Source organism: Ligilactobacillus sp. LYQ135 (assembly GCF_053711055.1).
In genome coordinates, this window is the sequence record NZ_JBSJYT010000015.1 from 1 (window position 1) to 7,315 (window position 7,315).

General features: G+C 32.4%; 10 protein-coding genes. All 10 read right to left on the reverse strand.

The annotated features are described in order from the left end of the window. A partial coding sequence (locus ACWCL1_RS08765; RefSeq protein ID WP_454546535.1) for a conjugal transfer protein occupies nt 1-967 on the reverse strand: 967 nt, incomplete at its 3' end. Between the two features lie 439 nt (nt 968-1,406). Continuing rightward, a complete protein-coding gene (locus tag ACWCL1_RS08770; RefSeq protein WP_454546536.1) occupies nt 1,407-2,624 on the reverse strand; it encodes a replication initiation factor domain-containing protein in 1,218 nt (405 codons plus the stop codon). Between the two features lie 170 nt (nt 2,625-2,794). Beyond that, a complete protein-coding gene (locus ACWCL1_RS08775; protein WP_454546537.1) occupies nt 2,795-4,183 on the reverse strand; it encodes a helicase HerA-like domain-containing protein in 1,389 nt (462 codons plus the stop codon). A 10-nt stretch (nt 4,184-4,193) separates the two neighbouring features. Further along, nucleotides 4,194-4,583 carry a DUF961 family protein gene (locus ACWCL1_RS08780; RefSeq protein WP_454546538.1) on the reverse strand — a complete coding sequence of 130 codons (390 nt, stop codon included), beginning with the start codon at nt 4,581-4,583 and terminating at the stop codon, nt 4,194-4,196. Between the two features lie 3 nt (nt 4,584-4,586). After that, on the reverse strand, nt 4,587-4,889 hold the full coding sequence (locus ACWCL1_RS08785; protein WP_454546539.1) for a DUF961 family protein: 303 nt from the start codon (nt 4,887-4,889) through the stop codon (nt 4,587-4,589). 82 nt (nt 4,890-4,971) lie between these two features. After that, nucleotides 4,972-5,463: a cysteine hydrolase family protein gene (locus ACWCL1_RS08790; RefSeq protein WP_454546540.1), complete on the reverse strand. Its 492-nt coding sequence runs from the start codon at nt 5,461-5,463 to the stop codon at nt 4,972-4,974. Next, nucleotides 5,463-5,768: a hypothetical protein gene (locus tag ACWCL1_RS08795; protein WP_454546541.1), complete on the reverse strand. Its 306-nt coding sequence runs from the start codon at nt 5,766-5,768 to the stop codon at nt 5,463-5,465. Before ACWCL1_RS08795 ends, ACWCL1_RS08790 begins: the two co-directional genes overlap by 1 nt. A gap of 106 nt (nt 5,769-5,874) precedes the next feature. Then, a complete protein-coding gene (locus ACWCL1_RS08800; RefSeq protein ID WP_454546542.1) occupies nt 5,875-6,003 on the reverse strand; it encodes a hypothetical protein in 129 nt (42 codons plus the stop codon). A gap of 56 nt (nt 6,004-6,059) precedes the next feature. Next, nucleotides 6,060-6,308, reverse strand: a complete 249-nt coding sequence (locus ACWCL1_RS08805; RefSeq protein WP_454546543.1) for a DUF961 family protein — start codon at nt 6,306-6,308, stop codon at nt 6,060-6,062. A gap of 80 nt (nt 6,309-6,388) precedes the next feature. Then, on the reverse strand, nt 6,389-7,315 hold a 927-nt coding region (locus tag ACWCL1_RS08810; protein ID WP_454546544.1), incomplete at its 5' end, for an LPXTG cell wall anchor domain-containing protein.

Consider the following 7,315-nt stretch of genomic DNA (forward strand, 5'->3'; position numbering starts at 1 on the left):
TTCCTCCTTGATCATGAATAAATTCATCAACAAAATATGTCCGACTTTGTTGACGAAGTCTTAAAGTTACATTTTCGAGTTGTTGAATATTAGTATTACTATTTTGTAAAGTGATTAAACATTGGACAACTGGATTTTCCTTACTACCATAAACGGTTAGATTTTCTACTTTAACAACTTTAAATTGACCGTTTAAGCCTTCCGGCTTAGCCATTAAAAAGCTCATTTCTTTAGGCGAAGAACTTGCGTATTTATCTAAAAATGATTTTGTAAAATCACTAACCGCACTTACGGTTTTAGTATGATTATTTTGTTGACTACTATAATTAGTCTTTAAACGTCCGACATGCCCCACGGGGTCAACTGGTTTAGCAAAATAAGGATAGCTAACGACCGTAAATTGATGATTCTTTTCTTTAAAGGGAATATTTAAGTAATCTGAATGTTGATAATCTTTTTTATCTTTAGTATGTTGCGTATAATTAACTTGATATTGTGCAACTTTAACACCATTTTGAGTAAACACGCTGTAAAGCATGGCACTTTCTAAAGTTTGACTATCATCAGAAGCCTTGATTGTTCCGTTTAAATTAGTTGCTAAATACTGTTTTAGTTCCTTATTGCGCTTTTTCATTTCATCAGCATTATTTGGAATATTCATATAAACGCCTAAAAAGTCTTGCATATAATGATCTAATAACGGACTATAAGCACTAATTCCCGTTGACGCATTATCTAATTTCTTTTGATAAGTGGAAACTTGTTTTTGGAGTTTTTCATTTTGTTGTTGTACCACACAAGACTTAATCCACGCTAAAGTTCCCGAAGAAAAAATAAAAACCATTGCAATTAATACAATGATTTTTGCTGACTTCATCTTCACTTTTTTACGATGAACGGGGATTTTATCAGGTTCACGTTTCTCTTTTTTCTTAAATTCAAATTTACCGAGTTTAATTTTTCTCACACCTTTCACTTGAAACTGATTAAGAAAGATGTAATAATATAGTTGTAATAAAAAAGGAAGATGGGCTGGTACACATCTTCCTATGAGATCCGTTTAAAGCGGTGACCAAGTAACTTTTAAAAATCAAACCGTTACTCAATCAAAGTTGAGGAGCGGTTTTTATTTTGCTTATTTAAAGTGCTTGATCAACTCAATGATCAGTTGCACTAAGGCAATGGTTGCGGTGAAGACCGCAATCATCAAGCAAAGTGCCTGGTAGACAGACACTGCCTTCTCCTCCTTTCTTTAGGAGGAGATAGACCAATGAATTCAGCTTTTCATTGGCATCACCTCCCTTCTGGGATTTGAAGGCCACCGCTTTTCAACTTATCTCATTAACTATTATACTAAAAATCACATCTTACCTCAATTTAATCTAGAACTTGCGTTCCAGTATCTTTTATGAACTAGGATCAAGAATCGTCTTGATCATTTTTCTTTGCCGTTCCTTTAATTTAGCTTGGCGTAACATACTACCAACTTCATCACTCCCTAAAGTGTCATCAATCATTTTTAAGGCTTTAATCGTGGGCATAACTTGATAAGATAACCACGCTCTCGTTTTTTCAAAAGTCATTTCTTGCGGTTCAGTTACAAATTTAATTGAACCGACATCACCTAAAAAAACTTTCCATGGTGGGTAAATGTCCCAATGATGTTTTTCTTTACCATTTGGCGTTAAAAAAGTAACATAGCTTTTGATATAACTAAAAACTAAATTTAATAGCAACTGGTCTTTTTGGTCAGTTTCACTTTCTAAAACTTGTTTGACCATGTTTTGCGCTCTTTTTCCCATGAAACGTAATTCATACCGATTTTTAATATCAATATCTTGTGGCTTAAGATGTTTTTGATGTGCTAATTGATAATTTTTCTGATAAAAACAAACATAAAAATCGCTTTGCATTGAACCAAAGTAAAGCGTGATTCCGGTATCATGATCTTGTTCATCATCAGAACGTTTTATTCCGCCGTGATAACTAGTACTCTTAAATTTACTACGATATTCGCCACGTCTCATTTTTTCTAATAATTTATTTAATGAGATCGCTTCCTTATAATCATTAATGGCTAAATCAATGCGAGTAACATTACCATAATGAGCGAAACAATCACTTAAAAAGTCAAACCAACTACGCTTTTGATACTTTAAATAGGCTTCAAATTGTTGGCAACCTTGACCGGATAACTCAATTAAACTCCCCCGGGGATCACCTTGAGCAGATTCATAAACTTTAATCATATCTAGGCTGAAACGGTCAAGATAACCGTAACGGTGAACATCTTCACTAACAAAATCTTTTTGTTTAATCCGTAGGATTTCATCAAAGATCACTTTTAAATCATGTGTTGGTAGTCTGATTCTTAAATAATCAATTAGAACTTCCATTTTGGTATCATGACTAATTAAATCAACAAAAAAGTTTTTGATTTTTACTAAAGTTTTTTTAGTAGGCGAAACTCCTGATTCAAAACGTTCATACGTCCGTAAAGAAACATTAGCTGATTGAGCCACTTGTTTTTGTGTTAAACCTTTATTAAGACGTAAACTTCTGATAAAATCAGCGTCCCAATTATTTTCATCTTTCATTACTTCACCCCATTTCTTTAAACTCAACTAATTAGACTTCATTTTGGCGGATTTGCATTTTTAAAACCGCCAAATTTAAAACCGCTGAATTAATTGATATAACTACATTCTGGCTTGATTTCGTCTTCGTGTTTTGGTTCAGGTTACCCCCCTGTTAGCATTCGGGGGTTAAACTTTAAGTGAGGTGCTAACGCACCTCACTTGCCGGCTTCCGCCGTTCGCTGGTCAGTCCCTGACCTCGCTCCGCTGTCGCCTCCGGCTCCCCGCTTCTCGGCGTTCACCGGCAAGCTCTTTAAATAACTTAAGAAAGAAAACTCCTTACTTACAAAGGGTGCAAAAAATGCTCGGACATCAGCACCACCAATCGAAGCATAGCCCCAACCACGGATATTATCAGGTTGCACCTTATAATCTTTTTCATTTTCACCAAACATCATCGTATAACCAGACGAAGACATTTGACCTAAAGTAACCCGCAATCCAAATTGATCACGCATACCGTCTTCAAAGTATTTAGCGTCTGGTCGTTGCATACCCGCAATTAAAAAGAAACCTAATTGACGTCCTAACAGAATGATCTGTTTCAACTGTCCTAAGACTTTAGTTTGTTCCTTATATTCTAAATTACTTAAATAAGCGACATATTCATCAATGAATAAAACCTTCGGTTGCATATTGAAAGACCGATAATCTTTACCGATTTCACCGGAATCAGCTAATTTTTGTTGATATTCCTTTTGACGTTCAACCATAGCTTCATAAAATTCACGAATACATTTACCGATTTGCCCACTGGTTGCAAAAACTTTTTCTTTTAGAATTGGTGCTTGATCTAATTGTGATAAATCTGACATTTTTGGATCACAAACATAACAATCAGCCCCTAAATCAAGAAATGCCTTAAGCAAAGCCTGTAAAAAATATGTTTTACCACCACCAGTAACGCCAGCAATTAAGGCATGCGGAAACTTATTATAGTCCCAGACATAGCCATTCATTAATTCAATTTTGCCATTATCAGCGTGAATATCTTCAATTTGAATTCGTTTACTAATCGTATTTGTGTTTAAACGATAGGCTTTATAGCCTTTCTCATCACGCACTTCAAACAAATCACCATAAAGGGCTTGTTCAAGTTGTTCGCCAATATGATTAAATTTATCCTGATTCTTTTGTAAATCCATTGGAAACCTTACGGTTATTACTTGATTTTTATATTGATAATAAACTTTAGGAAAATAAATAATCTTCTCCCGCTTTTGATTATTTACTTTTGTTTTAGTTAAATACAATTTATTATCAACGATCATACGTGCTAGTAATTGACGATGTTTAACTCTTGAAAAGAAACCATTTTTTATTTCGCTGTGTTTATAAGCAAATACAACAATAATTAACCCTGAGAAAATAATAATCAATGGTAAAATTACGTTTTTAGCCGATAAAAAATTAGTGGGACTACGGGCATGTTCCCATAGCATTAACGCAATCCCACCAACTAAAAACGGCAATTCCATTAATAAGCAATACCATAAAATGATATTACGATGAAATTGCCGAATTCTAATTCCTTTCAAATGGAACATTTAATTCACCTTATTTCTTTGTATCCGCTGGATTACTTGGTTTAGTAACCTTATCAATGCTCTTATCTTCTATTAAATCATCAGCAGTAATGCGGATTCCAACTCGTGGTAAAAAGTTATTATTCGGAATCGCATAATTAGTAAATTCTGGATTGATTAGCTTAACTTTTTGACGAAAAGCAAAATCTTTTTCTACTGTGTCAGCTGGCAAAACTACCGTATAGGCTTGACGTTGAGCAGTTGAAAAAACTTCATACCGGCGGTCTTTAATTTCTCCAGTTGGTTCACCGTTCTCATCAGTTCCAATATTTTGTCCCTTACTTTGTAAGAATTGTAACTCACCAAAGGTTTGTTTAACATCAACATCAATGCCGTCTTTAAAAGTCATGTATCTTGTCATAATTTATTCTCCTTTCTTCACAATATCTTTCGCACTTAAACGCCAGTAACTAATTGCTCGATTATCACTCGTAGCTTGTCCAGCTGGCTCTAACTTAGGTTCAATTAATTCAACTTCTGTATCGGGAGCAAAAGTTTTAGATCCTGCAATCACTGGAATTTGCACTTCTAATAAATCTTTCTGACGCTCTGAAATCACATTATATTTAACCGCCGTTACACGTCGATTTGTTTTAACTTCTTCACCTTTACCTTGAAATAACAACTTACCAAAAGTAGAATTTTTTGGAATTAAATATTCATTCATGTTTTTCATTCCTTTCATAAACATCAAAATTATAAAAATAAAAACGAGTTCCAAACTCGTTTCATAAACTAATTATTTAATTTTATTTTATAAAATCAAGAAATCTATTATTCCAAATATTTTCGTAAAAATTAATCATTCTATTAGCTTTTAAATATTCATTATCAAAAGTAGTTGTAGAATTATGAACCATAGTTAATTGATAGCCAAGATCATGTGCTACTTTAATTGTTGTATCAACGCAATACTCAACTTGAGCTCCACAAATTTGCAATCTATTTATATCGAGACGTCTTAATAATTCATGAAGATTAGTTTTATAAAATGAATCAGCATGAATTTTTTCAATATAATAATCATTATCATTATTATGCAAATCAGAAATTAAATTCCATTCAAATGATCCATGTATTAAATCTTCATCTTTATGTTGAATAAAAATTACAGGATCAGTACTTAAATGAAACTGATCAATTTGATTATTAATACTTTCAATTACATTTCTGTAATTATAAATTTTCCCATCTTTACAAACCCCATTCTGCAAATCAATTACTAACAATGCTTTTTTCATCATTTCTCTCCTTTACTACTACTTTGATATGCTTCTTTATAACCTTCAAGGTAATCAATAATTTCATTCAATTTCCCATTGAAAAGTTTATTAATTCGTGTCAAAAGCTTTAATGAAACAAATTTAAAGCGATTAAATTTATCTGATAATCCCTTTGCATACCCTAATTCAAAATCACTTAACTTATTTCTCGTAACATTCTTATACTTATAAGTATAAGAATGAGAATTATATGATGAATAGGCATTATTATAATCTCCATTTTCATAATGCTTTTTTACATAATCATGAATATTGAATTTCATTATAATTACTCCTTAAAAATTAAACACTTAATTTAAGTATATCACTTCCTAGCTTGTAAAATTTCTTTTACATATCTAAAAATATTTTTATTCTCATAATTTTAATTTATCCAGTTAGCTCACCGTTTTCATCGGTTCTGATATTTTGCCCTTTACTTTGTAAGAATTGTAACTCACCAAAAGTTTGATTAATGTCAACAGCAATGACGTCTTTAAAAGTCATGTATCTTGTCATTGTTATTCTCCTTTCTTCACAATATTTTTTGCACTTAAACACCAATAACTAATTGCTCAATTATCATTTGTAGCTTGACCAGCTGGCTCTAACTTAGGTTCAACTAATTCAACTTCCGTATCAGGAGCAAATGCTTTTGATCCCGCAATCACTGGAATTTGTACTTCTAATAAATCTTTTTGCCTTTCTGAAATTACATTATATTTAACTGCCGTTACATGTCGATTTGTTTTAACTTCTTCGCCTTTACCTTGAAATAACAACTTACCAAAAGTTGAAGCTTTTGGAATTAAATATTCACTCATATTTTTCATTCCTTTCTTAAAAATGAGTATTAAAAATAGCGAAATTCAATTAAAAAATTGAGTTTCGCCTATGATTTATATTATATTTTTATATACACTAAAGACATAACTAATAAAATTAATAATCCAAGGACAATCCATTCATTATTCTTTTCACCTGTTTGCGGTAAATTTTCTCTCTTCACGCTACTTTGGCTATCCTTACTTCGCCTACTTGATTCTGCTAAAGTGACGTTCTTTCTTTTTTCAATTGATGATAAACTTGACTTACTTTCAATTAATGAACTTGATTTACTACTTGAGCTACTTTCAATTGATGAACTTGATTTACTACTTGAGCTACTTTCAATTGATGAACTTGATTTACTACTTGAGCTACTTTCAATTGATGAGCTTGACTTACTACTTGAGCTACTTTCAATTAATGAGCTTGACTTACTGCTTGAACTACTTTTAATCGATGAGCTTGACTTACTACTTGAGCTACTTTCAATTGATGAACTTGACTTACTACTTGAGCTACTTTCAATTGATGAACTTGATTTACTACTTGAGCTACTTTCAATTGATGAGCTTGACTTACTGCTTGAACTACTTTTAATCGATGAGCTTGACTTACTGCTTGAACTACTTTTAATCGATGAGCTTGACTTACTACTTGAGCTACTTTCAATTGATGAACTTGATTTACTACTTGAGCTACTTTCAATTGATGAGCTTAACTTATTACTTGAGCTACTTTCAATTAATGAGCTTGACTTACTGCTTGAACTACTTTTAATCGATGAGCTTGACTTACTGCTTGAACTACTTTTAATCGATGAGCTTGACTTACTACTTGAGCTACTTTCAATTAATGAGCTTGACTTACTGCTTGAACTACTTTTAATCGATGAGCTTGACTTACTACTTGAGCTACTTTCAATTGATGAACTTGATTTACTACTTGAGCTACTTTCAATTGATGAGCTTAACTTACTACTTGAGCTACTTTCAATTAATGAGCT

What these genes read in the sequence shown, in the direction of transcription:
- ACWCL1_RS08775 (WP_454546537.1), bottom strand. Translation starts at nt 4,183, where the DNA reads ATGTTCCATTTGAAAGGAATTAGAATTCGGCAATTTCATCGTAATATC.
- ACWCL1_RS08780 (WP_454546538.1), bottom strand. Translation starts at nt 4,583, where the DNA reads ATGACAAGATACATGACTTTTAAAGACGGCATTGATGTTGATGTTAAA.
- ACWCL1_RS08785 (WP_454546539.1), bottom strand. Translation starts at nt 4,889, where the DNA reads ATGAATGAATATTTAATTCCAAAAAATTCTACTTTTGGTAAGTTGTTA.
- ACWCL1_RS08790 (WP_454546540.1), bottom strand. Translation starts at nt 5,463, where the DNA reads ATGAAAAAAGCATTGTTAGTAATTGATTTGCAGAATGGGGTTTGTAAA.
- ACWCL1_RS08795 (WP_454546541.1), bottom strand. Translation starts at nt 5,768, where the DNA reads ATGAAATTCAATATTCATGATTATGTAAAAAAGCATTATGAAAATGGA.
- ACWCL1_RS08800 (WP_454546542.1), bottom strand. Translation starts at nt 6,003, where the DNA reads ATGACAAGATACATGACTTTTAAAGACGTCATTGCTGTTGACATTAAT.
- ACWCL1_RS08805 (WP_454546543.1), bottom strand. Translation starts at nt 6,308, where the DNA reads ATGAGTGAATATTTAATTCCAAAAGCTTCAACTTTTGGTAAGTTGTTA.